Source organism: Candidatus Nanopelagicales bacterium, assembly GCA_037045355.1.
Classification (GTDB): domain Bacteria; phylum Actinomycetota; class Actinomycetes; order S36-B12.
In genome coordinates, this window is record JBAOHO010000014.1 from 111,986 (window position 1) to 134,466 (window position 22,481).

General features: G+C 65.1%; 24 protein-coding genes. 13 read left to right on the top strand and 11 right to left on the bottom strand.

What is annotated here, in order from left to right:
* Positions 1–148 precede the first annotated feature (148 nt).
* The gene (locus tag V9E98_08885) at positions 149–1,360 is read left to right on the top strand and encodes an Ig-like domain-containing protein (protein MEI2717095.1); all 1,212 of its coding nucleotides are present in this window, start codon (positions 149–151) and stop codon (positions 1,358–1,360) included.
* Here the strand turns inward: V9E98_08885 and V9E98_08890 are convergent, their stop codons facing one another.
* A complete protein-coding gene (locus tag V9E98_08890) occupies positions 1,361–1,762 on the bottom strand; it encodes a hypothetical protein (protein MEI2717096.1) in 402 nt (133 codons plus the stop codon). It lies immediately after the preceding gene.
* Between the two features lie 80 nt (positions 1,763–1,842).
* Positions 1,843–2,841, bottom strand: coding sequence for a DUF389 domain-containing protein (locus tag V9E98_08895; GenBank protein ID MEI2717097.1), 999 nt, complete (start codon positions 2,839–2,841; stop codon positions 1,843–1,845).
* A 99-nt stretch (positions 2,842–2,940) separates the two neighbouring features.
* Between V9E98_08895 and V9E98_08900 the strand changes: the two genes are divergently transcribed.
* A complete protein-coding gene (locus V9E98_08900) occupies positions 2,941–3,621 on the top strand; it encodes an NAD(P)-binding domain-containing protein (protein MEI2717098.1) in 681 nt (226 codons plus the stop codon).
* A gap of 54 nt (positions 3,622–3,675) precedes the next feature.
* Here V9E98_08900 and V9E98_08905 read toward each other — a convergent pair whose 3' ends face one another.
* The 5 genes from V9E98_08905 to V9E98_08925 all read right to left on the bottom strand — a co-directional run bounded on the left by V9E98_08905 (position 3,676) and on the right by V9E98_08925 (position 8,756).
* Positions 3,676–4,443, bottom strand: a complete 768-nt coding sequence (locus V9E98_08905; GenBank protein ID MEI2717099.1) for an SDR family oxidoreductase — start codon at positions 4,441–4,443, stop codon at positions 3,676–3,678.
* Positions 4,444–4,449: 6 nt separating this feature from the next.
* On the bottom strand, positions 4,450–6,204 hold the full coding sequence (locus V9E98_08910) for a ubiquinol-cytochrome c reductase cytochrome b subunit (protein ID MEI2717100.1): 1,755 nt from the start codon (positions 6,202–6,204) through the stop codon (positions 4,450–4,452).
* A complete protein-coding gene (locus V9E98_08915; protein MEI2717101.1) occupies positions 6,201–7,292 on the bottom strand; it encodes a Rieske 2Fe-2S domain-containing protein in 1,092 nt (363 codons plus the stop codon). The genes V9E98_08910 and V9E98_08915 overlap by 4 nt, the downstream gene beginning before the upstream one ends.
* Complete coding sequence (locus V9E98_08920; protein ID MEI2717102.1) at positions 7,289–8,074, bottom strand: c-type cytochrome; 786 nt, start codon at positions 8,072–8,074, stop codon at positions 7,289–7,291. The genes V9E98_08915 and V9E98_08920 overlap by 4 nt, the downstream gene beginning before the upstream one ends.
* A 76-nt stretch (positions 8,075–8,150) precedes the next feature.
* The gene (locus V9E98_08925; protein ID MEI2717103.1) at positions 8,151–8,756 is read right to left on the bottom strand and encodes a heme-copper oxidase subunit III; all 606 of its coding nucleotides are present in this window, start codon (positions 8,754–8,756) and stop codon (positions 8,151–8,153) included.
* Between the two features lie 191 nt (positions 8,757–8,947).
* Between V9E98_08925 and V9E98_08930 the strand changes: the two genes are divergently transcribed.
* Together V9E98_08930 and trpD are read left to right on the top strand one after the other, a co-directional pair.
* Positions 8,948–9,364 (top strand): hypothetical protein, encoded by a 417-nt coding sequence (locus tag V9E98_08930; GenBank protein ID MEI2717104.1) that lies wholly within the window; start codon positions 8,948–8,950, stop codon positions 9,362–9,364.
* A 36-nt stretch (positions 9,365–9,400) separates the two neighbouring features.
* Positions 9,401–10,483: an anthranilate phosphoribosyltransferase gene (trpD, locus tag V9E98_08935; protein MEI2717105.1), complete on the top strand. Its 1,083-nt coding sequence runs from the start codon at positions 9,401–9,403 to the stop codon at positions 10,481–10,483.
* On the opposite strand, the gene V9E98_08940 is transcribed toward trpD, so the two are convergent.
* Complete coding sequence (locus V9E98_08940; protein ID MEI2717106.1) at positions 10,452–12,194, bottom strand: DEDD exonuclease domain-containing protein; 1,743 nt, start codon at positions 12,192–12,194, stop codon at positions 10,452–10,454. The two genes, trpD and V9E98_08940, sit on opposite strands and share 32 nt — an antisense overlap.
* Before the next feature lie 69 nt (positions 12,195–12,263).
* Between V9E98_08940 and V9E98_08945 the strand changes: the two genes are divergently transcribed.
* Positions 12,264–12,530 carry a hypothetical protein gene (locus V9E98_08945; GenBank protein MEI2717107.1) on the top strand — a complete coding sequence of 89 codons (267 nt, stop codon included), beginning with the start codon at positions 12,264–12,266 and terminating at the stop codon, positions 12,528–12,530.
* A gap of 163 nt (positions 12,531–12,693) precedes the next feature.
* Entirely contained in the window at positions 12,694–13,014 is a 321-nt protein-coding gene (locus V9E98_08950) for a hypothetical protein (protein ID MEI2717108.1), read from the top strand.
* Positions 13,015–13,050: 36 nt separating this feature from the next.
* Here V9E98_08950 and V9E98_08955 read toward each other — a convergent pair whose 3' ends face one another.
* Positions 13,051–14,841: an AMP-binding protein gene (locus V9E98_08955; protein ID MEI2717109.1), complete on the bottom strand. Its 1,791-nt coding sequence runs from the start codon at positions 14,839–14,841 to the stop codon at positions 13,051–13,053.
* 167 nt (positions 14,842–15,008) lie between these two features.
* On the opposite strand from V9E98_08955, the gene V9E98_08960 reads away from it, so the two are divergent.
* From V9E98_08960 to V9E98_08970, 3 genes are all read left to right on the top strand, one after another.
* On the top strand, positions 15,009–15,422 hold the full coding sequence (locus V9E98_08960) for a polyketide cyclase / dehydrase and lipid transport (GenBank protein MEI2717110.1): 414 nt from the start codon (positions 15,009–15,011) through the stop codon (positions 15,420–15,422).
* Positions 15,423–15,541: 119 nt separating this feature from the next.
* Positions 15,542–15,901: a hypothetical protein gene (locus tag V9E98_08965; GenBank protein ID MEI2717111.1), complete on the top strand. Its 360-nt coding sequence runs from the start codon at positions 15,542–15,544 to the stop codon at positions 15,899–15,901.
* A complete protein-coding gene (locus V9E98_08970; GenBank protein ID MEI2717112.1) occupies positions 15,901–16,668 on the top strand; it encodes a metallophosphoesterase in 768 nt (255 codons plus the stop codon). The genes V9E98_08965 and V9E98_08970 overlap by 1 nt, the downstream gene beginning before the upstream one ends.
* 15 nt (positions 16,669–16,683) lie before the next feature.
* On the opposite strand, the gene V9E98_08975 is transcribed toward V9E98_08970, so the two are convergent.
* Positions 16,684–17,706: a CorA family divalent cation transporter gene (locus V9E98_08975; protein ID MEI2717113.1), complete on the bottom strand. Its 1,023-nt coding sequence runs from the start codon at positions 17,704–17,706 to the stop codon at positions 16,684–16,686.
* 111 nt (positions 17,707–17,817) lie between these two features.
* Between V9E98_08975 and V9E98_08980 the strand changes: the two genes are divergently transcribed.
* The 4 genes from V9E98_08980 (at position 17,818) to V9E98_08995 (ending at position 21,221) form a co-directional block, all read left to right on the top strand.
* Positions 17,818–18,258: an SRPBCC family protein gene (locus V9E98_08980; protein MEI2717114.1), complete on the top strand. Its 441-nt coding sequence runs from the start codon at positions 17,818–17,820 to the stop codon at positions 18,256–18,258.
* On the top strand, positions 18,255–19,439 hold the full coding sequence (locus V9E98_08985) for an ArsA family ATPase (protein ID MEI2717115.1): 1,185 nt from the start codon (positions 18,255–18,257) through the stop codon (positions 19,437–19,439). The genes V9E98_08980 and V9E98_08985 overlap by 4 nt, the downstream gene beginning before the upstream one ends.
* Entirely contained in the window at positions 19,436–19,963 is a 528-nt protein-coding gene (locus V9E98_08990; GenBank protein MEI2717116.1) for a hypothetical protein, read from the top strand. Before V9E98_08985 ends, V9E98_08990 begins: the two co-directional genes overlap by 4 nt.
* Before the next feature lie 109 nt (positions 19,964–20,072).
* Positions 20,073–21,221 carry an ROK family glucokinase gene (locus tag V9E98_08995; protein ID MEI2717117.1) on the top strand — a complete coding sequence of 383 codons (1,149 nt, stop codon included), beginning with the start codon at positions 20,073–20,075 and terminating at the stop codon, positions 21,219–21,221.
* A gap of 4 nt (positions 21,222–21,225) precedes the next feature.
* Here the strand turns inward: V9E98_08995 and V9E98_09000 are convergent, their stop codons facing one another.
* A complete protein-coding gene (locus V9E98_09000) occupies positions 21,226–22,434 on the bottom strand; it encodes a TIGR00300 family protein (GenBank protein ID MEI2717118.1) in 1,209 nt (402 codons plus the stop codon).
* Positions 22,435–22,481: the final 47 nt, after the last annotated feature.

Consider the following 22,481-nt stretch of genomic DNA (forward strand, 5'->3'; position numbering starts at 1 on the left):
AGTCGTTGGATCGAATTCTGTGTCGCGACGGGTAAGCGTTCTCACTCTTCGTGACGGAGACGGCAGGAGACGCAATCGTGATGTTTGTCGGACACTGATCGTGGCCAAGAACATTGCGAACTGTCCTACCAGGATTGAGGATCACATCGTGTCCGAGAAGCACAACAAGAGGGTGAGTCCACTCGCCCGCAAGCGGCCATTGGCCCTGCTGGGCATCGGCGCCGGGGTTGTCGCGCTCACCGTCACCGGCTGTGGGCCCAACCTCTCTTTGGTCAGTGCGCCATGGTCCGAGTCGCAGGCCGTCATCCAATCGTCCCTCTTCGGTGAGAAGAACGTCACCTTCGATGAAGCCCCGCTGATCTCGGTCGAGAATGGCCGCATCACGACTGTCTCTGTGACGGGCCCTGACGGTGAGCAGATCGACGGTGAGCCCGTTGACGGTGGTTCCGCCTGGAAGATCGACACGAGTGACCTGGACTTCGGGACCAAGTACGTCGTCACGGCGAACGCCGTCGATCTTCGTGGCAAGGAAACCTCCGCCAGCGACTCGTTCCGCACCTTCGTGCCGGAGAACGAACTCGAAGTCAGCACCAACCTCACTGACGGGGAAACCTACGGCGTTGGTATGCCGATCATCATGACCTTCAACCAGCCCATCAAGGATCGGGCCGCCATCGAGAAGCACCTGCTCGTCAACGTCGACGGGGCGCCTATCGAAGGGTCTTGGCACTGGGACAGTGACACCCAGGTCAGTTACCGCCCCAAGGAATACTGGCCGGCCGACAGCAAGGTCGAACTCGATGCCGAGATCAAGGGCGTCAATGCCGGCGATCAGGTCTATGCGATGCAAAACGCCACCGAGGACTTCAAGATCGGTGACTCGATGATCCTGACTCAGGACTCCGTCAAGCATCAGATGACCGTGACGCGTAACGGCAAGAAGGTCCTCACGATGCCTACCTCGACGGGGCAGCCGGGCCACGAGACCCGATCGGGAACCAAGGTCATCATGACCAAGGAGCCCTACGTGGTGATGGACGCCGCGACCCTCGGGGTCTCCGAGGACGATCCCGACTACTACCGTCTCGATGTGTACAACGCCATGCGGGTCACCTGGTCGGGGGAGTACATCCACTCCGCACCCTGGTCGGTGGGATCGCAGGGCTACTCCAACGTCAGTCACGGCTGCATCAACGTGAGCCCGGACAACGCCGCGTGGCTGATGAAGAACGCCAACATCGGCGATGTCGTGGTCATTAAGAACACCGGAGCCGAGCACGACGGCAACGACGGCAACGGCTGGACCCAGTGGAACGAGTCGTGGTCGGACTGGAAGGCAGGCAGTGCGCTGAAGGGCTGATCAGCCCATTTCGATCGGGTCCACCAAGGTCCCGATCGGCCCCAGCCACCAGCGCAGGCTCCGCCAGAGCCAGCACCACCCACGGTGACCCAACAGAAATTGGATGATGGCCGACACCAGCAGGCCGATCGCCAGTAACCCGAGTGTCCACGGGATCAGGGCAGGGAGCAGCCACAACTCGACCGCCAGAATCACACCCACCAGGATCGCCGCAAACACCACACTGGTGAGTGCCGGCACCATCCCGAGGGTGGGGTGCCACGTGGGATTGTTCGGCTGATCATGCCCTGCCCGGCAACCGCGCACGATCACCTCGGTGGGCTGCGCGTCGGGATTCAGCGGCACTGTCGGCTGGACGCTGTCGTCTCCGCCTCGGCGCTTCGGTGCCGGCCCGTGTTCCATGGCCCGAGCATGGCGCACCGGGCCCCAGTTGGCATCAGGATGTCGTATTCGGGCGGTCGGGCAGGTCTGCCTCAGGTGATTCAACGACCGGGGAGCTCACGCTGTCCGCCGACAACGAGGTCCAGCACCAGGTCCACATGGCTGAAGCCATTGCCATCGAGTGTCTCGCGCAGGACTTGAGGATCGATGGCAGGAGGTGGGCCGATGGCCGTGACAGTCATGGTGGCGTCCACCACTTCGTAGTCGACGACGGACCAACCGACAGCGTCCGCCCAATCATCCACCAGTGACGATGCTCCGTACTTGATCGTGTTGTCGGACAGCACCCGCGCCGAGCCGAGCCCCAGCGGTATCGCGATGAGCGCCACTAGGGCAGCCACGAAGATGAGGGTCTTGGCCGAGAAACGACCCACCTTCACGCCTCCACTTTCGGCGACGTTCCGGACTTGGTAGAGCAAGAGGACCACCGTCGCGGTGAAGACGATGGCGGTGACGTTGGTCAGGAACAGCAGCAGAGCCCCGAGCGCGTCGTCGAATCTGCCCTCGTTGAGGGTGATGCCGACAACGGCAAGTGGCGGGACCAATGAGATCGCTATCGCCACACCAGGCAGGGTGTCGGACACATCGGAGCGAGCCAACGCGAACGCTCCAACCGTTCCCGTGGCGAGCGCTGCGATGAGATCGATCATGCGGGGACTGACGCGCGCAGACACCTGGCCGTTACCCTCGCTGATCACGTCGAGCGGTTCCACCAAGGCGAACAGGTAGCCGATAGCGATGACCAACAGCGCACCACCGACGACAACCAGAAGGGACCGCGCCATGCGATAACGATCTGCGAGCACCAGGGCCAGTGCAGTTCCCAGGATCGGAGTCATGAGCGGGGCAACGATCATGGCGCCGATCACGGTTGCGGTGGAGTCGGCGATGATCCCGGCGGTCGCGATCACTCCCGCCAGGGTGAGCAGGACCCAGAAGGCTGAGTACTTCCTGCGTGAGCTGGGCCCGAAGGACAAGAGAACCTGATCAGCCATGCGTTCCAGATCGTCTGCCGAGACCGACGGCCGTTTCACATCCACTGGACCTCCCGACGTGAATCGAATCCACCTTAGAAGCACTCGGAGTCGTACTGTGGGCTACCGCCGGATAAGAAGCGCATCGACGATGAGGAGAGTGGCATGAACATCGGGATCCTGGGCTCGGGGATGGTCGGTCAGACGTTGGCCACCGCCCTGGCAGCAGCCGGACACGCCGTCATGATCGGCACCAGAGAGCCGGCCGCGACGCTGGCCCGTCAGGAGGCGGACGGTTACGGCAACCCGCCCTTCGGTGTCTGGCTGTCGGAGCATCCCGATGTCACGCTGGGTACGTTCGCAGAGTCCGCAGCCCACGGGGACGCGCTCATCTTGGCCACGACGGGCTCCGCCGCCAAGACCGTGCTGGAATCGGCGGGAGACGCCACGGACGGCAAGATTCTCTTGGACATCACCAATCCACTCGACTTCTCGGCTGGAATGCCGCCCACGTTGTTCGTCTGCAACACCGACTCGCTCGCCGAACAACTGCAGCAGGCGTTCCCCGCCATCCGGCTCGTCAAGACCTTGAACACGATGAACGCAGCTCTGATGGTTGCCCCCGGATCTCTGGCGGATGGACATCACACGGTGTTCGTCAGCGGCAATGACGAGACGGCAAAACAGCAGGTGATCGCGTGGCTGGGGGAGTGGTTCGGGTGGAAGGACGTCATCGATCTCGGTGATGTTTCCACGGCCCGCGGAACGGAGAGCCTGCTTCCGATCTGGCTGCGCCTGATGGGCGCACTCGGCACCACGGACTTCCAGTTCAAGATCGTCCGGTAAGGCAGTTCGAAAGCGTCTGGCAAGCTCGTACGGCGTCACCACCAGACAGTCCGCTCAGGCGCCGCCCGGGGGCATGACGAAGTTGAGATGATGCCGGCCCCCATCGACGTAGATGGTCTCTCCCGTGATGTAGGAGGCGTCCTCCGAGGCCAGGAATGCCGCCACACCGGCGATCTCTTCGGGGGAGCCGAAGCGCCCCAGGGGAGTCCGCGCCAGCATGAGCTCCCGCAACTGGGGATCATCGGTGGCGTCGTGGGTCATCGCAGTGGTGATGGTCCCGGGTGCCACGATGTTGACTCGGATTCCGTGGGGAGCCAGAGCGACGGCCACTGCTCGGGTCAGTTGCCCGACCCCGCCCTTGGATGCGCAGTAGTCCACCGTCAACGGATTGACGAGACTGTCGCTGAGTGAGCCGATCATGATCATCGACCCGGGGCGGCCACCGGCCTGGATCTGATCCACCATCTGGCGGGCGCATGCGTGCATGGCCAGGAATGAGCCCCTGAGGTTCACCGCGATGGTTCGGTCGAACTGCTGCGCTGTCATCTCCAGGAAGGGTCGCTGCTCGGCAATGCCGGCGGAGTTGATCAGCACATCGATTCGACCGTGGCGGGCGACGGCCGTCTGGATGGTTGCGGCGACACTGTCCGAGTCGGACACATCACAATGCAGGTAATCCGCCCCGGTGGGCTGTATCTCGCGCGGGTTATCCTCGATGCCGGTGGCGACGACAACCGCACCGTCGGCTCGAAAGCGCTTGACACACGCCAGTCCGATCCCACTGGTTGCTCCGGTGACCAGGACCACCGGCGCTTCGGGCATCGCGACTCAGCTCTTCTGCTGGGAGTCCGGTCGGTTGCTGATCGGACGGCCCGGATGATGCAGCACTGAACCGTCGTGGGCGATCTCGAGCTCGTTGTCCTCCTGGATGACCGGTGCGGTCACGGCCACCTGTTCGGCCAGGTGCTCGTCCGCGTGCTCGATCTCCGCGGCAGAAGGTTTGGCGACGGTGTCCCCGAACAGGAACTGCGACAACTTCGACCGGCGCCGATCGCTCTTCAACTTCGGATTGCGAACTCCGGCACTGTCGGTTTCGGGCGGTGCGGCCACCGGCTTGACCTCGGGCTTGGCCATGATCTTGGCGCGTTCGTTGTCGTTCAACGGCGCATGGATCTCGATGAACTCACCGTGGGGAAGGCGCAGGATCTGTCCGGTCTCACGGCCGTGCAGGAGTTTGTCGCGATCGCGGCGCTGCAACGACAGGCAGATGCGTTTGGTGATCAGGAACGCGATCGGCGGAAGCACGATCAGCGAGATGCGTAGGAACCAGATGATCGAGTTGATGGACAGGTCGAATCCGACCGCGATGATGTCGTTGCCTCCACCGATCCACAGCAGGACGTAGAAGGTGATGGCCATGACGCCCAGACCGGTGCGCGTCGGATTGTCGCGTGGCCGGTCGAGCAGGTGATGCTCGCGGTTGTCGCCGGTGGCCCAGCGTTCGAGGAACGGGTAGGCCATCAACGCAACTGTGATCAGGCCCGGGATGATCAGCGCCGGGGTCAGGACGTTCAGGCTGAGGGTGTAACCGAAGGCCTGAATCTCCCAGTTGGGCATGACGCGTAGGGCGCCATCCAGCCAGCCGATGTACCAGTCGGGCTGGGTGCCGGCCGAGACCTGATCGGGCGTGTAGGGGCCGAAGAGCCAGATCGGGTTCAACTGCACGAGGCCCGAGATGATCACGATGATGCCGAAGACCAAGAAGAAGAACCCTCCCGCCTTGGCCATGTAGATCGGCATCAGGGGGTAGCCGACCACGTTGTTGTTCGTGCGGGCCGGGCCGGGGAACTGCGTGTGCTTTTGCACCCACACGAGCATGAGGTGAACGGTGATGAGTGCGAGGAGAATCCCCGGGATCAGCAGGATGTGAACGCCGTAGAGGCGAGAGATGAAATCGGTCCCTGGGAACTCGCCGCCGAACAGCAGGAAACTCGCCCAAGTCCCGACGACCGGGATGGACAAGACAATGCCCTCGGCGATGCGCAGGCCCGTGCCCGACAGCAGATCGTCGGGGAGGGAGTAGCCGGAGAAACCGGCCATCAGGGCGGTCATCGCGAGGCCAACACCGATCATCCAGTTGAGTTCGCGGGGCTTGCGGAAAGCTCCGGTGAAGAACACGCGGAACATGTGAACCGCGATGGCGGTCATGAAGAACAGCGCCGCCCAGTGGTGAATCTGGCGCATGAGCAGCCCACCGCGGATCTCGAAGGAGATGCCGAGTGCGGAGTCGTAGGCCTCCGACATCTTGACGCCCTTGAGCGGGATGTACGGGCCGTCGTAGATGACCTCCACCATGCTCGGCTTGAAGAACAGAGTCAGATAGACGCCTGAGAGGAGAACAACGATGAACGAGTAGAGGGCGACCTCACCCAACATGAACGACCAGTGATCGGGGAAGACCTTGTTGAGGTTGCGGCGCAACCATCCGTTGCTCCCGACGCGCTCATCCACGAAGGTCGCGGCTGCGGCGCCCTTCTTCTCGATCCCGGTCAGTTCCGGTGGAGTCAGTTCCGACGTGCTCATGAGTAATCCTTCAACTCCCAGAAGCTCGGTCCGACAGGTTCTTGGAAGTCACTCACGGCGACCAAGTACCCCTCGTCGTCCACGGTGATGGGCAACTGAGGCATCCGCCGCGCCGCCGGGCCGAAGACCACATTGGCCGAGTCCGCCAGGTTGAACGTCGACTGGTGGCAGGGGCACAGCAACTCGTGAGTGCGCTGCTGGTACAACGATATGGGGCAACCCACATGGGTGCAGATCTTGGAGAAACACAAGATGCCCTCGTAGTCCCATCCTTCGCCTTGCTGCGACTGAATCTCCTCGGGAGTCATGCGGATGACGATGGCGGCGGCTTTGGCGCGGGCATTGAGGTTGTGGTCCTCCTCTTCCACCAGAGGAAGGTCGGCGGGGACCACGTTGACCAGGCCTCCGACAGGAATCTCGTCGGCCTTGACGGGCTGGTAGGTGATGTCGGTGACCAGGCGCATTCCGGGGCGCCAGATCGTGTGGAGCAGCTCCTCGGACGGCGTGGTGACTCCCGGGGGCGTGATCCACAGGTCACGCAGGGAAACGATGAAAGGAATGGGCACCAGGGCCATGGCCGCGAGCATGGTGCGGCGGATCATCGGGTACTTCGCGAAACCACTGGACTCTTTGCCGACTTCGTAGATGTCGGCCGCCACGGCGGTGTCCTCGGCGTCGGTCTTCATCTCGTGGCGCTCCTGCACCACTTCGACGTCGCTCATGAGTTTCTTGGCCCAATGGATGGCGCCGAGCCCGATGAGCAGGATCGCCAACCCGAAGGTGACTCCCATGGCCGCGTTGAGTGCGCCGATGGCCCCGATATAGGGGAGCGTGATGACCGCATCACGGGGAATGACGATGAACGCGACGATGAACAGGATCACCATCAGCACCGACAGCATGAACATGATGCTGACTTGCCGCACCGCCCGGTCATGGGCGCGTGGGTCAGTGTCCGTCCGGCGCAGATGATGCGCGACGTCCGCGCGGGGCCATTCCCCGGGACGCAGAGCCTGCTGGGTATCCGACGCGGGAGTGAGGTCCCCTCCTGCCGGGGTCAGGTCCTTGCCGGTGCCGTTGTCGCTCATCGAACCTTCGCTCCGATCCAGATCGCTCCGGCCACCACGAGCAGCAGCCCGCCGATCCACATGAACAGGCCCTCTGTCACCGGCCCGAACCGGCCCAGCGCCCAGCCGCCCGGATCATCGGAGGCCCTCAGCCCTTCGATGTAGGCGATGATGGCCTTCTTGTCTTCCTTGGGAAGGGTGCTGTCGGCGAACACCGGCATGTTCTGTGGGCCGGTCAGCATCGCCTCATAGATCTCCTGAGGGGTCGCCTCCATCAGATTCGGTGCGTACTTGCCGTTGCTGAGCGCACCGCCGCGGCCAGCTGCCTGGTGGCACTGCGAGCAGTTGGCCCGGAACAGTTCCCCGCCTACGGCCGAATCCGCGTCGGCCCAGTCGAGATCAGCAGCGGTGGGGATGGCCGGGCCTGGAGCCAGCGAGGCGACGAAAGCCGCGAGTGCGGCAATGTCGGTATCGCTGTAGTCGCGCGGCTTCTGCGGAGCCTGAGCCCCTGGGTTGGCCAGCGGCATCCGGCCGGTGGACACCTGGAAGTGCACCGCCGCTGCTCCGACGCCGATGAGTGTCGGTCCGTTCTGGGTGCCCTGGGCGTTGATCCCGTGGCAACTGGAGCAGCCCTCGAGGAAGAGTTTCTTGCCATTCAGTACTGCAGTGGCGTCCTGCTCGGCCGACTGTGCTTCGGTGGCCTTGTTTGCGAGGGCGAACAGGGCGCCGGTCAGCAGCAGCCCGATCATGATCACGACAAAGACCGCGGCCGGGTGGCGCCGGTGTCTGGCGAGGGTCTTCACCTGTTGAACCCCTTGTCCTTCAGTGAGCGTTCGGAGCGTGTTGCGAGTGTGCGGAGCTGGTCATTGCAGAGGATGGTCATTGCAGGATGTAGATCATCGCGAACAGCGCGATCCACACGACGTCGACGAAGTGCCAGTAGTAAGAGGTCACGATGGCTGAGGTGGCCTCTTGGTGGGTGAAGCGCTTGGCCATGTAGGTGCGGGCCAGCACGAAGAGGAAGGCGATCAGGCCACCTGTGACGTGCAGGCCGTGGAATCCGGTGGTGAGGAAGAACGCGGAGCCGTAAGGGGAGCCGGAGAAACTCAGGCCCTCGTGCAGTAGTTGCGAGTACTCGAACACCTGGCCGGCGACGAAGATCGAGCCCATGATGAACGTGATCGTGAACCAGAACCGCAACTTGTCCCGGTCGCCCCGCTCCGCGGCGAAGACGCCCATCTGACACGTGACGGAGCTGAGGACCAGGATCGTGGTGTTCGCTGCGGCGAACGGCACGTTCAACAGTTGGGTGTCCTCGGCCCAGATCTCGGGGTTCACCCCCCGCAGCGTCAAGTACATCGCGAAGAGTCCCGCGAAGAACATCAACTCACTGGACAGCCAGACGATCGTCCCGACCGACACCATGTTGGGACGGTTCGCCGGGGCGCTGTGCGCCTGCGCCTCTAATGCTGTTGCAGTAGCCACGTGCGGATTCTGGCACCTTCTGACTCCGACGTCGCACCTGACCCCCCGATAGAGGTGCCCTTTTTCGGAGCCGGCCCGCCTGTGGTGACCTTCCGTAGGGTGCGCTACGCAGTGCAACGTCCGGACGGGCATTCTGGCCGGCGGATCGCGCCTCGCGACTCGCCTGGGCCCCGATCGCTAGTATCGCAACCATGACCGACGACGCTCGCCCGCTGCGGATCCTCGTCTACTCCGACGATCGCAACACGAGGGCCAAGGTGAGGTCGCTGCTGGGTCCTCGCCCGTCGGCTGAGTTGCCGGCCGTGGAGTACGTCGAAGTGGCCACCGAACCGGCTGTGATCCGGCGCATGGACGCGGGGCGGATCGACTTGGCCATCCTCGACGGCGAGGCCGTGCCGGCCGGGGGCATGGGCATCTGCCGGCAGTTGAAGGATGAGATCTATCAGTGCCCGCCGGTACTGCTCATCGTGGGTCGCCCCGCGGATGCATGGTTGGCAACCTGGTCGCGCGCTGACGAGGTGGCGCCTCAGCCACTCGATCCGCTGGAGTTTCCCGAGGCGGTCGCAGGGCTGTTGCGTCGGCGCATCGCCGCTCTGCCCAGCGCCTGACCCGCTACCTCTGAGAGCGCACGTACGCTACCGATCGTGAGTACCACTACTGCCTGGCCTGCGCTCTTGGACCAGCTTCTCGCCGGTCGACCGCTTGCGGAAGCACAGAGTCGCTGGGTGATGGACCAGGTCATGTCCGGACTTGCGACCCCGGCGCAGACTGCCGCCTGGCTCGTCGCCCAACGCTCGTCGGGGGTTACCGCTGACGAATTGGCCGTGCTGGTCGAGGTGATGCTCGAGCACGCCGTGACAGTGGATATCCCGGGTCCGGTGGTCGATACGTGCGGGACGGGCGGGGACGACAGCGGATCGGTCAACATCTCCACCATGGCGGCCATCGTGGTCGCTGCTACGGGGCGCCGTGTCGTGAAGCACGGCAACCGGGCGGCTTCGTCGAAGTCCGGATCGGTCGACGTCTTGGAGGCGCTGGGCGTGGTGCCCGATCTGGCCCCCGATCGAATCGGCGCTTGTCTGGATCGAGTCGGGATCGCGTTCTGTTTCGCGCAGGTGTTCCACCCGGCGATGAGACATGCCGGTCCCGTTCGCAAGGAGATCGGGATCAGGTCCGTATTCAACTTCCTGGGCCCCCTGGCGAATCCGGTGCGCCCGTCGGCTCAGACGGTGGGCGTCGCCGACGAGCAGATGGCCCCTGTGGTCGCAGCGGCGTTGGCCCGCAAGGGAACCTCGGCATTGGTCGTGCGGGGGATGGACGGTATGGACGAGATCACCACGGAGGCACCCACCCGGGTATGGGACGCACGGAAGGCCGAGATCCGGGAGGTTGTCATCGATACGGAGGACGTGGGTCTGGCTCGGCCCTCCGCCGGCGCACTCGGTGGCGCCGACCCCGCGGCCAATGCAGAGGCGGCACGTCGGATGCTCGCGGGTGGCCAGGGCCCCCGGTCGACGGCCATCGCCGACGCTGTCGCGGCCAACGCAGCTGCCGCCATGTGCGTCTTCGACGTGGCCAGCGGGAGAGCCGAGGCCGACGAGGATCTGCTGAGCCAGCTCGCACCACGGGTGATCGAGGCCCGGGAGGCCATTGCCACCGGTGCCGCGGCCCGGCTTCTGGACGAGTGGGTCACCGTCAGCCGGGAATTGGGTGGCGCCGGAGGTTGACCTTGGCGGTGAGCTGTCCCAGTGCCGGCTGTGCACCGTTTCGCGGGAGGGCGAGATGCCCGTCGAGTTGCACCAGACGTACTCCAGGCCCGAACAGCCACCGCAACACCAGTCGGCCCTCTTCGGGACTGGCAGCTGTCAGGACCCGGTCCGGTGCTGGGACATGTTCGGCTCGAGCGATGGCGGCGGCCACCACCGCGGCGGGATCGTCGTCCGGCCGGGCACGTGCGGCGGCTGCAAGCCGCCCATGTTTGATCACGTGGATGGTCCAGTCCCGAGCATCGGGCGCCGCCGCCACGATCTGCGCGCAGGAACCGATCACCGCCAACTGCCGGCCCTGATGAGCGGCCGTCAGCAAGACCTGAAGGGTGTCGCGCAACTCGGCGGCGTCCTCGAAACGCTGTGCCACCGCTAGGTCCGCCATGCGCTGGCGCAGCATATTCACCACCGGTGAGCAGTCGCCGGTCATGGCGGCTCTGGCCTTATCGGCCATCGCCCGATAAGGCAGGTAGGCCGACGCGTCACGACACGGTGCCGCGCAAGACCCTAAGTCGGCCCGGATGCACGCGCTCACGGATCGGGCAGGGGACAGCCGAGGCGAGCAGGTGCGCAGGGGATAGACCGACTGCAATGCCTCGGCAGCGCGCACCGCCAGACGACGCGAGGAGAACGGCCCCAGGTACCCGTCGTCAAGATCTGCTCCGGGGGCGAGTTCGCGGACGACGGACAACCGAGGTGCGGGTTCGTCGGTCATGCGTAGCCACACGTACTTCTCGGCATTGCGTGAGCGGCGGTTGTAGGGCGGCTGCTCCGTGGCGATCAGGCGGACCTCGCGTACGGCGGCCTCCAACTCCGTCGCACACTCGATCGCTGTGACGCGATCGGCGATGCGGACCATCTCGAGAATCCGGCCGCGAGTCTCGCCCGCCGTGAAGTAGTTGCGGACCCGCTGGCGGATAGAGGTTGCCTTGCCGACGTAGAGCGTGCGGTCGTCCGGAGCGACGAAACGGTAGACCCCGGGCCCGGTGGGCAGACCCTGCGCAAGCGTGCGCTTGGCCCGCTGCTCGGGTCGGACCCGGGCAGTCAAGGCGGACAGGTCCCCCAAATGATGGGCACCGAATCCACTGGCCCGCTCCAAGAGCCCATGCAGGACATCGAGGGTCGCCCGGGCATCGTGCAGGGCTCGGTGATCGGGCGTCGTGGAGGCGCGGAAGTGCCGGGCGAGTGTGCCCAGCCGGTGGTTGGGGACCTCGTCTCGATGGAGCAGAACCCGGGCCAGGCGGGCGGTGTCTACGACCGGGAAGGCGGGCCACGCCAGCCCTTGCGCCTTGCACGCAGCCTTGAGGAAACCGACATCGAAGGGAGCGTTGTGGGCAACCAGGACAGCGCCCCGGGCGAACGCCAAGAACGGGTCGAGGACTTGCTCGATGCGTGGCGCCTCGGCCACTGCGGTGTCGGTGATTCCCGTGAGAGCGGCGATGAACGACGGGATGGGAACCTGTGGATTCACGAGGGTGTGGAACTCGCCGGTGACGTGACCGCCGCAGCTGCGCACCGCACCGATCTCCGTGATGCCGCAGTCGGCCGGTGATCCGCCGGTGGTCTCGAGGTCGACCACGACGAACTTGACGGCCGACAGCGGGGGGTCGATATCGGCATCGTCGAAGGTCAGGGGCTGCGTGATCACCGATGACCCGGCCGTCTGATTCATGGTGGCGACGCTATGCGTGGGGTCCGACACGTCCGGGCAAGAGAGTTCGTCCGGGTAGCATGAGCGCTCGTGACCTTCCGGATTCCCGACGCTGACAGTCGCTGGCGCTGTGCCCATTGCGGCAACCTCACCCGCTTCGACGTGGTGCGCGCCAGTAGGGTCCGGGAGTATTGGCATTTCACGATGGCGGGCAGTCCCGATGTCGAGGAGTCCGAAGTCTTGTCCGAGGCGATCGAAAAGGTGATGTGCCGCTGGTGCGGCGCGAGTGACCGCATCGAGGTCGTGCCGCGGCCTGCGAGCGACGATCCCGAGCCCGGCCTGGGGGGAACGCCCTGACCGTCCGACGCCGGACCCACTCTCACGCTCGCATATCCGGGCTCGGCGCATCCGGGTTTCAGGGCCCAGGGGCACCGATCGCCTGTCTGGGCATCATTGTCGGGGGTCCTCGGTAGCGTCCGCGCAACACGCTCACAACCAGTGCGTTGAAGGTGAGGACGTCATGGACAGCGAAGTCATGGCCGGGCAAGTAACGGCCGGAGAAGTAACGGCCGGGCAAGTAACGGCATGGGAAGTGGCGGCCGGAGAAGTCACGGCCAGAACGGACAGCGATATCGAGTCGACGGCGCGCCGCGAACCTCCCGAGGTGCTTCAGATCGACTGCGCCACCTGCCCGATGCGAGCGGTGTCATGCGATGACTGCGTGGTCAGTGTCCTGCTCGGACCTGCTGAGTTCGACCACGACTCCGCAGCGGCCCTGGTCGTGCTGGCCGACCGGGGTTTGATCCCCCCGTTGCAGGATCCTCGTCGGCACGCGGGTTAGGGGGTCAGCCTCCCGGCGAGTCAGGACCAGTGGCGATCACCCGTACAGTGCAGCCACCTCGTCCGCGAACTCCGTCATCACGACGTTGCGCTTCAGCTTCAACGAGGGCGTCAGTTGGCCGCCCGCTTCGGTCCAGTCGACGGGGAGCACGGTGAACTTGCGGATGGACTCTGCTCGTGAAACTGCCTTGTTCGCCTCGTCGACGGCCTTCTGGATCTCCGCGATGAGCGTCGGATCGTCCACGAGTTCCGCGGGCGAGGTGTCGGCCGGTTTGCCGTTGTGCTCCAGCCATGCGGGCAGTGACTCCACATCGAGCGTGACCAGACAGGCGATGAATGGCTTCCCGTCGCCGACGACCATGCACTGACTGACGAGTGTGTGTGCTCGCAGTCGATCCTCCAGTACTGCGGGGGCGACGTTCTTGCCGCCCGCGGTGACGATCAATTCCTTCTTTCGGCCGGTTATCCGCAGGTAGCCGTCCGAGTCGATCTGGCCGATATCCCCGGAGTGGAACCATCCGTCCGGCTCGATGGCCTCTTTGGTGGCGGCATCGTTGTTCCAGTAGCCCCGGAAGATGTGGGGACCCTTGAGCATGATCTCGCCGTCGTCGGCGATGCGCACAGAGGTCCCGGGGATCGGGCGCCCGACAGTCCCCACCTTGAGCCCGCCGGGACGGTTGACCGTTGACGCCGCCGAAGTCTCCGTCAGCCCGTACCCCTCGAGGATTGTCACACCGACCCCGCGGAAGAAATGGCCGAGGCGGTCGCCGAGCGCGGCACCACCCGAGACTGCGTGCTTGACGTGGCCGCCCATCGCGGCGCGGAGTTTGCCGTACACCAGACGGTCGAAAATCGCATGCTTCAGGCGCAGCAGGATGCCCGGGCCCGAACCGTCCAGGGCTTGGCTGTACTCGATGGCCACGTCAGCAGCGGCGTTGAAGATCTTGCCCTTCCCGCCGGCAACCGCCTTGGTCTGGGCTCCGTTGAAGACCCGTTCGAACACGCGGGGAACCGACAGCAGGAACGTCGGCTGAAACGATGCCAGGTTGGGCAGCAGTTCGGTGACATCAGCGGTGTGGGCCAGCCGAATCCGGCCGCGGATGCACGCAATCTCGATGACCCGGCCGAAGACATGCGCGATGGGCAGGAAGAGCAACGTGGACTGACCCGGGGCGAACACCTCGGGGGCCCCCGCGATCACAGCGTCGACCTCGAACATGAAGTTGCTGTGAGTCAGGGTGCACCCCTTGGGGCGCCCTGTCGTCCCAGATGTGTAGATGATGGTGGCGACACTGTCGGGAGTGACGCTCGAGCGCCGATTCTCGAGTTCCTCGTCATCGATGTCCGTACCGGCCGCCCGGAGGTCGTCGATAGCGCCGTCGTCGAACACCCATGGCCGAGTAACGGCGGGGAGTGCTCCACTGACCTGATCGAACACTTCCTTGTGCTTGTCGGATTCGAGGAAAACACCCACGGCACCGGAGTCACCGAGGATCCACTCCACCTGTTCCGCGCTGGAAGTTTCGTAAATGGGGACGGGAACCGCGCCGGCGTACCACAAGGCGTAGTCGACCAGGGTCCACTCGTAACGAGTCCGGGACATGATCCCGACGCGATCGCCGACCTGAACGCCACTGGCGGCAACGCCCTTGGCAACGGCTCGGACGTCGTCGGCGAACTCCTGGTAGGTCAGATCGGTCCAGCCGCCACCGGAAGGTAGCGCTATGGCCGGCTGGTTGGGGGCTAGGCGTTCACTGTCCAAGAGATGGTCGCTCAGGTTGCCCGTGGTGGGGGGCGAGACCAGTTCTGGTTCGGTGAACTCCTGCATGGTCGCTCCTTGAGATCGTCGTGGCCGAATGCCGACACATTACGCGGGCGGCGTCGCTGTCGCAGCATGACCCCCGCTTGGCGAGTCGCGATTCTCAGATCAGTATTCCTAGATTGAACCGCGGGCACGCACAGACGCGATCGACTCGGCTGCGGCACCATAGGGACATGCCGGTTGTTGACCTGGTGGATGAGACATTCATTGTTGCGTCACCGGCCACCCTCGCTGCCGTGGTGGCAGACCGGAGCCGGTGGCGGGTGTGGTGGCCCGACCTCACCCTGCATGTGTTCATGGACCGCGGCGAGCAAGGCATCCGGTGGTCGGCGACCGGTGCGCTGGTCGGATCGGTCGAGGTGTGGCTGGAGCCGTTCGGCGACGGAGCGATCCTGCATTACTACCTGAGGGGCGACCCCACGACGGATCCGGAAGGCACCCGCGCGCGGACCCTGCCCGATTCTCCACGTGGTCGACGGGTGGCCGACCGGCTGCGCCGCCGCCACGCCCTGCGATGGAAGCGCAGTGTGTGGGCCCTGAAGTACGAACTGGAAGCCGACCGCCCTCCCGGTACCGGCGGGTGGTGAGTCGAATGGTTGCCGTGGCCCGCTGTGCCGAGTGCGGCGCGGTCTTGGCTTCGGGGGCGCAATGGTGCTCGCTCTGTCTGACGCCCATCCCAGCGCCGACGAGCCCCACCACTGCGGACATGCCATCAGCCACAGCACCGCCTGGGCAGCCCACCCCGCCGACCGTCGCACCCCTGCCGCCACCACCACCCGGGGCCACACCGGTCCTCCCCCCCTCAGCTTCCGCGACCTCGCCCATTTCGACGTCCGGCAATCGCGACCCCGGCTCGGGCGCTCACCCCGGCACCGGCACCGGCACCGACGCCGATCCCGAGGCCTGGTTGGCGAAGCTGGCGGCGGCGGAGCGTCAGGACCCGACCCCGCTCGCGACGACTTTCGCGACGAGATCCGGACGGATTCTCGTGATGATCGTCGGCATGGTGATCGTGATCATCTCCCTCGCTCTGATCACCTTCGTCATCGGACGGTTCGCGGGCTGATGCGCATTCATCTCGTATCGGACGTGCACAACCGCACACAAGGGCTGGCGGCGGCCGGCGTCGGGTGCGACTTGTTCATCTGTCTCGGAGATCTGGTGCTCTTCTTGGACTACGACGACCCGGGCGACGGCATCTTCGCCGAGGTCTTCGGTCCGGACAACGCACGCCGGTACATCGAACTGCGTTCGCAGTTGCGTTTCGATGAGGCCCGCACGTTCGCCCGGGAGTTGTGGGAAGCCGTGGGTGCGGAACCCTGGACAGTCATCTCCGAGAAGGTCAATGCTCAGTACGCGGCGCTCTTCGCAGCCATGCCCGAGGGGCTGCTGACCTATGGCAACGTCGATGTCCCCGCGCTGTGGGCCTCCCACCTGCGCCCCGGTCACGAAGTCGTCGATGGCACTACGGTTGATGTCGGAGGCATCCGATTCGGCTTCGTGGGCGGTGGATTGCGGACCCCCATGCGGACACCGTTCGAAATCACCGATGAGGAGTACGCGGCGAAGGTCGCGGCACTCGGGCCGGTCGATGTCTTGTGCGCGCACATCCCCCCAGCCGTGCCCGAATGCACCTACGACGTGGTCGCTCGAAGACTGGAGCGCGGGTCACAGGCGCTGCGGGAGTACATAGAGGACATCCAGCCCGCCTTTGCGCTTCATGGTCATGTTCATCAACCACTCACGTCCCGCGTCAGCATCGGGCGCACGCAAGTCGTGAATGTCGGCCACTTCCGCTCGCGGGGTCGTCCGTATGTCCTGGACCTGGGTTGATCCGACGACCAGCGCTCATCTGGGGGACTCGGCCGGCGAACTCCTCCGCGTCGCACCCCTCCGCGGTGAACCCGCGAGAGTGAAGCCGTGCCGAGACAGGACCCCCACGGATGTCAGGACGATCGCGATCGGGAGTAGGACTCCCAACAGGATCCAGATCCCGAACGACTGGGTCGAGTTGACCAACCACTGGAAGTTCATGCCGAAGTACCCCGTCAGAAACGTGACCGGGAGGAACACGATCGACACGATGGTGAGTTGGTTGATGCGCTGTCCTTGCCGGTTGGCCACCTCGGTCTGATAGTCCTGGGCAGCGTTGCGGACGGCATCCAGCACTCCACCGACACGAGAGACGGTGCTTTGGACGCGTGCGCTGTACGCCTGGAGGTATTGGGCACCGGTGGCATCCATACCCGGCAACGAGGTCGGGTCGATGATGGCCTGGTTCACGTTGTCCAGATAGGAGGGCAGGACACGGGCCCACGGCGCCAGGTCGCTACGGACGGCTCGGAGCTGTTCCAGTTGTCCGGGGTCCACCGACGAGATGATCGCCCCATCCAGAGCGTCGACGCTGCCGGCGATCTGGGTGAGACACCGGTCGACACTGTTCAAGATGATCTCCATCACCACGCCCGGGACAGCGGTGGGATGCGCGAAGAGGTGTTGACCTCGTGCGTCGATCTGCTCCTTGACGGTCGCCATGACCTTGTCGGCACCGCAACGGATCGTGATCATCCGGTCGGGATTCCAGACCAGATGAACCAGAACAGGGTCATTGCTGTCGTCCGACGTTGCCCAAGTGGCCCCGACCAGATTGCCCGCGAACTGCTGGAACATCCCCGTGCCTTCGGAATGCGAGGTGAAGGACACCAGCGGATCCTCAAACCCGATGCCCGCGAGGAACGGGGCTACTTCGGGGTCATGCGGGCCGTCAGCCCGCACATCGATCCACGCGAACGGGGTGTCAGCAGACAGCACGTTGTGGTCCTGAGCCGTGAAGGGACGCGTCACGCGCCCGTCGAACATGGTTGCCTTCATGGCGCCGCAGTCTAGAGCGCCGCGCCACTCGCCCTTCAGGCGAAGTGCTTCAGCCAGTGTCCCTGAGTCGCTCGGCGGTCCTGGTCGCGAAGTGCACGATAGCCTCGACTCATGGCGGAACGGACCCAGGCCGAGCTGGAGATCGCTGCGCCGCCCGCTCGGATCATGGCGACCATCGCCGACATCGATTCCTACCCCCAGTGGTGCCCCGGTGTCAGCACCGCGCGAGTGCTCGTCGAATTTCCCGATGGCCGGCCGCGGGAAGTCGAGATGGTGTTCGATTCCGGTCCCATCCAGGACACGCACATCTATCGCTACGACTCGTGGGGCGATCGGGAAGTCAGGTGGCACCTGATCGCCGGTGAGACGGTCACCGGGTTATGGGGTGTCTACTCCTGTCACACCCTCCAGCCCCGCAACACGCTGGTGTCGTACCGCTTGGCCATGGATCTCGCGGTACCCATCATCGGAGCCCTGAAGCGACGCGCCGAGAAGGTCATTGTCCGCACGGCCCTGAAGGGCCTGAAGGAGCGGATCGAGTCACAACCGTGACACGTGTGCTGCTGTTCACCGGCAAGGGTGGTGTGGGCAAGACCACTCTGTCTGCGGCGTCAGCGATCGCTTGTGCAGACACGGGCTTGCGCACTTTGGTGATGTCGACCGATCCAGCACATTCGCTGGCCGACGTCCTCGCCGCTCACGTGAAACCAGGAGTAGCGGTCCCGCTGTCCGACAATCTCTGGCTCGAACACATCGACTCACGCATGCTGCTCGAGCGTTCCTGGGGAGCCGTGCAGGATTACCTGCTCAATGTGTTGTCGTCGGCCGGAGTGGACACGGTGTCCGCCGAGGAACTGACGGTCCTCCCAGGCGCCGAAGAGGTGTTGGCGCTCCTCGAGGTTCGGGACAAGGTCAGATCCGGTGTCTATGACGTCGTGGTCCTGGATTGCGCCCCGACCGCCGAGACGCTTCGGCTGCTGGCTCTTCCTGAGGCGCTGGAGTGGTACATGCGGCGGATCTGGCCACTGGAGCGTCGAGTGGTGACGGCTCTGCGCGCACCCTTGAGCAAAGCCACGCGGGTGCCCATGCCCGACTCGGGAGTCCTTGACGCTGTCGAGCGGTTGCACTCGGACCTCGCGCAGGTCCGTGACGTGCTGACATCGGACGACGCATCGGTGCGACTGGTCATGACCCCCGACACAGTCGTTCTGGCCGAGGCTCGGCGTACGCTCACCTCGTTGTCGCTGTACGGGTACCGGGTTGACGGGGCACTGGCCAACCGCGTGTTCCCTCGTGGTCGCGATGCGTGGCGATCGGGTTGGGCGTCGGCTCAGCGGGTCCGGCTCGATCAGGCGCGGGCGGATCTCGACCCGATCCCGCTGTTCGCTGTGCCGTATCAGGACAGCGAACCAGTGGGACTGCCGGACCTGCGCGCTCTCGCCGAGCAGGTGTACCCGGACGGGGACCCGTTGGCGCTGCCCGCCGTGGAGCCGCCCCTGCAACTGGAACGGCTCGGCGATCAGATCGTGTTGGTGTTGCACCTGCCGCTCGCCGCCAAGGGGGATGTGGACCTGGCGGAACGGGGCAATGAACTGATCATCACCGTCGGCCCCTACCGCAGGGTGCTGGCGCTACCAGGGGCGTTGCAGCGATACGGGATCGCCGGCGCCGGCCTGGTGGACGGTGTGCTCAGAGTCCGATTCCGGCCGCACGACAAAGGACGGCAGCGATGACCGATACCCCCTGGTGGCACGACGACGACGCCGAACCTCCGGCCGGCGGATCCGACGCCCTCGGCTCGGCCGCGGCTGAGGCTGCCCGACTCTTCGAGGTGTTGCGGGAACGGATGATGACCGACCCGAACACGCTGCGCGCGGGGATGCGGATGATGGAGGCGTTCAGTGCCTTCACCGCGAATTCCGGAGGCAAGGCAGTGCCTCCGGGAGAGGCCCCGGAATGCGCGTACTGCCCCGTCTGTCAGGCCATCACGCACGCCCGCAACCTCGATCCTCAGACCGTCGAGCGGCTGACCGGCGCCGCCGTCGAGTTCGCGGACACGATCCGACGCACGGTGGCGCAAGACTCGTCAGCCGCCGCCGGCGACGAAGTGCGCCACGTCCCCCTCGACGACGAGGAGAACGAGGAATCGGAGCGCGATGGGCGCGACCCGGTCGCCGAGATGGAGGTGGAGGGTTTCGCCGGCTGGCCGGAGCCCTTGGACCCGAATGACCAGGATCCGGACGATCAGGAAATCTGACCGCTGCGCTTCGCCGTGACCCGGGCACCCGGACTGCGGCGATCGCGGATCACCGCGTGTCACTCGCCCGTGATCGGTAGCCTCCGAAGTGGGAACCAGGGAGGTTGTCGTGACCAGCAAGAAGTCCGTGTCCTACACCGCCGGAGTCGACATCGGCGGCACGAAGATCGCCGTTGGGGTGGTGAATCCGGACGGGGACCTGGTTGACAGCAATCGCAGTTCCACCCCGGTCCGCGACCCGGACGCCGTGCTCGACGTCATCGTCGAACTGCTCGACGGGTTCTCGCAATACGACATCGAGGCTGTCGGTATCGGGGTGGCGGGCTTGATCGACTCCTCACGTTCCCGCGTGATCTTCGCCCCCAATCTGGGCTGGGTCGAGGAGCCTCTGCGGCAACAGGTCGAGCGGGCGGTGGGACTGCCCACGGTGATCGAGAACGACGCCAACGCCGCCGCCTGGGGCGAGTACCGGTTCGGTGCCGGCAAAGGCAAGGACGACCTGGTCATGGTGACCGTCGGCACGGGAATCGGCGGTGGCATCGTGCTGGGTGGCCGACTGCAGCGGGGGGCCAACGGAATCGGGGCCGAGTTCGGACACCTGCGCCTGGTGCCGGACGGGCGGTTGTGCGGGTGTGGTCGGCACGGCTGCTGGGAGCAGTACGCCAGCGGCAACGCCTTGGTCCGTACCGCGCGAGGCCTCGCTGCCGAGCACCGCTCGGAAGCGCGGGTCATGCTTGCGCTGGGCGATGGAACTCCGGAAGGGATCCAGGGTTTGCACGTCACGGAGGCCGCGGAACGCGGCGACAGCGTCGCCATCGAGGCGTTCGAGGTCGTCGGAGCCTGGCTGGCGCGGGGCATGGTAGAAGTGGCCACTCTTCTCGACCCTGCGGCATTCGTGATCGGTGGTGGTGTCATCGAAGCTGGTGAACTCCTGTTGGGACCCGCCACGACGGAGTACGCGGCACAGCTGGTCGCTCGATCGCAGCGACCCATGACCGAGATCATCCCCGCCGAGTTGGGCAACCTGGCCGGCATCGTCGGTGCCGCCGACCTCGCGCGAGACCATGGCCCGGCCCCGGAGACCGTCCGACGCCCAGCCGCGAAATCGTCGGCTGGGGCGGATCGAGAGGCTGCCGTCGCGGCTGCCACGGGCTCGGCCAAGAAGGTGGCCGAAGCGGTCGAGACGAGTACTGCCGCGGCGAAGTCAACAGCGGCCAAGAAGTCCGAGGCAGTCGCCCGCAAGACGCCGAAGAAGTAGTCGATCAGCTACTGCGGTAGCCCGGCACCAACTCCATGGCGAGTTGCTCCATGAACAGTCCGATGTCGGTGACCACTCCGACCGCCTGCGCCGAGCCTCGATCGGCCAGTTTGGTCACAGTCGCAGGGTTGATGTCCACGCATACCAGCGGAATGGATGCGGGCATCAGGTTGCCGGTCGCGATGGCGTGCAGCATGGTCGCCACCATGATGGCGTAGCCGACGTCGGCCAGCGCCGCGCGCATAGCCCGTTGGCCGTCGATCACATCCGTGTAGACGTCGGGCAGGGGGCCGTCATCGCGGACGGAGCCCACCAGGATGAACTCCCGATCGGCCTTGACCATGGCGTGCATGATCCCGCCGGTGATGACTCCCTCCTCGACTGCGGCGGCGATCGACCCTGATCGGCGCACCCGGTTGATGGCGCGCAGGTGATGCTCGTGGCCGTGTTCGACACCAGTGGCATCGGACAGATCGACGCCCAGCGAAGTTCCGTACATGTTCGACTCGATGTCGTGGGTCGCCAGCGCGTTGCCGGCGAACAAGATGTCGACAAAGCCCGCCTCGATCAAGGCCACCATGGCCGGCCCCGATCCGGTGTGCACGATCGCGGGTCCACCCACCCACAGGATCTTCTTGCCCTCCGCCTTGACGCGGCGGAAGTCATCCGCGATCAGGCGGACCTGGAGGGCCTGGGGTTTCTCGCTCGACACGACCGAGTTCATGAACTCGAAGTGGCTGTCATCCGGGTTGAGTTTCAGCGGTTCCGTGACCACTCGAACGCCACGCGGGCCGACGACGACCCGGTCGCCGACCTCGATGTCGGCCATGGGGCGAGTGAGCGGTATCCCATCCTCGATCACGATGCCGCAGTCCATCTCGGGGTTTTCGACCGTCCGCCACTCGCCATCGAGCATGACCTGTGTCTCGAGGTTCGTCGAGGAGTAGAAGCCCAGGGGCAGGCTTCCGGCCACGTCCGCGACAACGATGTTCGGTTCGCCGGGGTCCACCAGGTTCGCCCCGAACTGCTGGAGTCGGTTGAGCACGTCGCGCAGTAGCTCCGGCTCGTCGGCGGACACCATGATCTGCACCCAGGACTCGTCATCCGGGTGCTTGCCGATCTCGAAGCGTTCGATGACGAAATCGCCGTGGCCTTCGAGGATTTCGTTCAGGACACGGGGCAGTTCCCGCGTGTCGAGGATGTGGCCTCGCATCTCAATACGTTCGCTGACGGGCACAGTGGTCCTCTCGATCGGGCGGC

Bases quoted from the DNA above. Each gene is read 5' to 3' on its own strand.
- V9E98_08890 (MEI2717096.1), bottom strand. From the start codon at position 1,762: ATGGAACACGGGCCGGCACCGAAGCGCCGAGGCGGAGACGACAGCGTC.
- V9E98_08900 (MEI2717098.1), top strand. From the start codon at position 2,941: ATGAACATCGGGATCCTGGGCTCGGGGATGGTCGGTCAGACGTTGGCC.
- V9E98_08905 (MEI2717099.1), bottom strand. From the start codon at position 4,443: ATGCCCGAAGCGCCGGTGGTCCTGGTCACCGGAGCAACCAGTGGGATC.
- V9E98_08910 (MEI2717100.1), bottom strand. From the start codon at position 6,204: ATGAGCACGTCGGAACTGACTCCACCGGAACTGACCGGGATCGAGAAG.
- V9E98_08915 (MEI2717101.1), bottom strand. From the start codon at position 7,292: ATGAGCGACAACGGCACCGGCAAGGACCTGACCCCGGCAGGAGGGGAC.
- V9E98_08930 (MEI2717104.1), top strand. From the start codon at position 8,948: ATGACCGACGACGCTCGCCCGCTGCGGATCCTCGTCTACTCCGACGAT.
- V9E98_08940 (MEI2717106.1), bottom strand. From the start codon at position 12,194: ATGAATCAGACGGCCGGGTCATCGGTGATCACGCAGCCCCTGACCTTC.
- V9E98_08950 (MEI2717108.1), top strand. From the start codon at position 12,694: ATGGACAGCGAAGTCATGGCCGGGCAAGTAACGGCCGGAGAAGTAACG.
- V9E98_08955 (MEI2717109.1), bottom strand. From the start codon at position 14,841: ATGCAGGAGTTCACCGAACCAGAACTGGTCTCGCCCCCCACCACGGGC.
- V9E98_08960 (MEI2717110.1), top strand. From the start codon at position 15,009: ATGCCGGTTGTTGACCTGGTGGATGAGACATTCATTGTTGCGTCACCG.
- V9E98_08965 (MEI2717111.1), top strand. From the start codon at position 15,542: ATGCCATCAGCCACAGCACCGCCTGGGCAGCCCACCCCGCCGACCGTC.
- V9E98_08970 (MEI2717112.1), top strand. From the start codon at position 15,901: ATGCGCATTCATCTCGTATCGGACGTGCACAACCGCACACAAGGGCTG.
- V9E98_08975 (MEI2717113.1), bottom strand. From the start codon at position 17,706: ATGAAGGCAACCATGTTCGACGGGCGCGTGACGCGTCCCTTCACGGCT.
- V9E98_08980 (MEI2717114.1), top strand. From the start codon at position 17,818: ATGGCGGAACGGACCCAGGCCGAGCTGGAGATCGCTGCGCCGCCCGCT.
- V9E98_08990 (MEI2717116.1), top strand. From the start codon at position 19,436: ATGACCGATACCCCCTGGTGGCACGACGACGACGCCGAACCTCCGGCC.
- V9E98_09000 (MEI2717118.1), bottom strand. From the start codon at position 22,434: ATGCGAGGCCACATCCTCGACACGCGGGAACTGCCCCGTGTCCTGAAC.